At 53.3% G+C, this 2737-nt stretch carries 2 rRNA genes; both read right to left on the bottom strand.

The features are described 5' to 3' along the window. Positions 1-5: 5 nt before the first annotated feature. Positions 6-121 (bottom strand): 5S ribosomal RNA (rrf, locus tag EKN83_RS23170). A gap of 69 nt (positions 122-190) precedes the next feature. Continuing rightward, a 23S ribosomal RNA gene (locus tag EKN83_RS23165) occupies positions 191-2737 on the bottom strand; the annotation flags it as partial.

Below are 2737 nucleotides of genomic sequence, written 5' to 3'. Positions count from 1 at the left end.
TTGATGCCTGGCAGTTCCCTACTCTCACATGGGGAGACCCCACACTACCATCGGCGCTACGGCGTTTCACTTCTGAGTTCGGCATGGGGTCAGGTGGGACCACCGCGCTAAAGCCGCCAGGCAAATTCTGTTAATCTGTATCAAAGCTGAAACTTGTGTCGTCTCTTCGCCAAAACATCTTCGGCGTTGTAAGGTTAAGCCTCACGGTTCATTAGTATCGGTTAGCTCAACGCATCGCTGCGCTTACACACCCGACCTATCAACGTCGTCGTCTTCAACGTTCCTTCAGGAGACTTAAAGTCTCAGGGAGAACTCATCTCGGGGCAAGTTTCGTGCTTAGATGCTTTCAGCACTTATCTCTTCCGCATTTAGCTACCGGGCAGTGCCATTGGCATGACAACCCGAACACCAGTGATGCGTCCACTCCGGTCCTCTCGTACTAGGAGCAGCCCCCCTCAATTCTCCAGCGCCCACGGCAGATAGGGACCGAACTGTCTCACGACGTTCTAAACCCAGCTCGCGTACCACTTTAAATGGCGAACAGCCATACCCTTGGGACCTACTTCAGCCCCAGGATGTGATGAGCCGACATCGAGGTGCCAAACACCGCCGTCGATATGAACTCTTGGGCGGTATCAGCCTGTTATCCCCGGAGTACCTTTTATCCGTTGAGCGATGGCCCTTCCATTCAGAACCACCGGATCACTATGACCTGCTTTCGCACCTGCTCGAGCCGTCACTCTCGCAGTCAAGCTAGCTTATGCCATTGCACTAACCTCCTGATGTCCGACCAGGATTAGCTAACCTTCGTGCTCCTCCGTTACTCTTTGGGAGGAGACCGCCCCAGTCAAACTACCCACCAGACACTGTCCGCAACCCGGATTACGGGTCTACGTTAGAACACCAGCCATTAAAGGGTGGTATTTCAAGGACGGCTCCATGCAGACTGGCGTCCACACTTCAAAGCCTCCCACCTATCCTACACATCAAGGACCAGTGTTCAGTGTCAAGCTATAGTAAAGGTTCACGGGGTCTTTCCGTCTTGCCGCGGGTACACTGCATCTTCACAGCGAGTTCAATTTCACTGAGTCTCGGGTGGAGACAGCCTGGCCATCATTACGCCATTCGTGCAGGTCGGAACTTACCCGACAAGGAATTTCGCTACCTTAGGACCGTTATAGTTACGGCCGCCGTTTACCGGGGCTTCGATCAAGAGCTTCGCGTTGCCGCTAACCCCATCAATTAACCTTCCGGCACCGGGCAGGCGTCACACCGTATACGTCCACTTTCGTGTTTGCACAGTGCTGTGTTTTTAATAAACAGTTGCAGCCAGCTGGTATCTTCGACTGATTTCAGCTCCACCCGCAGGGGCTTCACCTACATATCAGCGTGCCTTCTCCCGAAGTTACGGCACCATTTTGCCTAGTTCCTTCACCCGAGTTCTCTCAAGCGCCTTGGTATTCTCTACCTGACCACCTGTGTCGGTTTGGGGTACGATTTGATGTTACCTGATGCTTAGAGGCTTTTCCTGGAAGCAGGGCATTTGTTACTTCAGCACCGTAGTGCCTCGTCATCACACCTCAGCGTTAAAAGGTACCGGATTTACCTGGAACCTCCGCCTACATGCTTAAACCGGGACAACCGTCGCCCGGCTAACATAGCCTTCTCCGTCCCCCCTTCGCAGTAACACCAAGTACAGGAATATTAACCTGTTTCCCATCGACTACGCCTTTCGGCCTCGCCTTAGGGGTCGACTCACCCTGCCCCGATTAACGTTGGACAGGAACCCTTGGTCTTCCGGCGAGCGGGCTTTTCACCCGCTTTATCGTTACTTATGTCAGCATTCGCACTTCTGATACCTCCAGCAGCCCTCACAGGCCACCTTCAACGGCTTACAGAACGCTCCCCTACCCAACAACACATAGTGTCGCTGCCGCAGCTTCGGTGCATGGTTTAGCCCCGTTACATCTTCCGCGCAGGCCGACTCGACCAGTGAGCTATTACGCTTTCTTTAAATGATGGCTGCTTCTAAGCCAACATCCTGGCTGTCTGTGCCTTCCCACATCGTTTCCCACTTAACCATGACTTTGGGACCTTAGCTGGCGGTCTGGGTTGTTTCCCTCTTCACGACGGACGTTAGCACCCGCCGTGTGTCTCCCGTGATAACATTCTTCGGTATTCGTAGTTTGCATCGGGTTGGTAAGCCGGGATGGCCCCCTAGCCGAAACAGTGCTCTACCCCCGAAGATGAGTTCACGAGGCGCTACCTAAATAGCTTTCGGGGAGAACCAGCTATCTCCCGGTTTGATTGGCCTTTCACCCCCAGCCACAAGTCATCCGCTAATTTTTCAACATTAGTCGGTTCGGTCCTCCAGTTAGTGTTACCCAACCTTCAACCTGCCCATGGCTAGATCACCGGGTTTCGGGTCTATACCCTGCAACTTAACGCCCAGTTAAGACTCGGTTTCCCTTCGGCTCCCCTATACGGTTAACCTTGCTACAGAATATAAGTCGCTGACCCATTATACAAAAGGTACGCAGTCACACCCGAAGGTGCTCCCACTGCTTGTACGTACACGGTTTCAGGTTCTTTTTCACTCCCCTCGCCGGGGTTCTTTTCGCCTTTCCCTCACGGTACTGGTTCACTATCGGTCAGTCAGGAGTATTTAGCCTTGGAGGATGGTCCCCCCATATTCAGACAGGATACCACGTGTCCCGCCCTACTCTTCGAGTTCACA

Origin of the sequence: Enterobacter sp. WCHEn090032, from assembly GCF_003986875.1 — a bacterium.
Taxonomy (GTDB): domain Bacteria; phylum Pseudomonadota; class Gammaproteobacteria; order Enterobacterales; family Enterobacteriaceae; genus Enterobacter; species Enterobacter sichuanensis.
The sequence above is the reverse complement of the archived record's forward strand: the minus strand, read 5'-3'. Positions and strand labels throughout refer to the sequence as shown.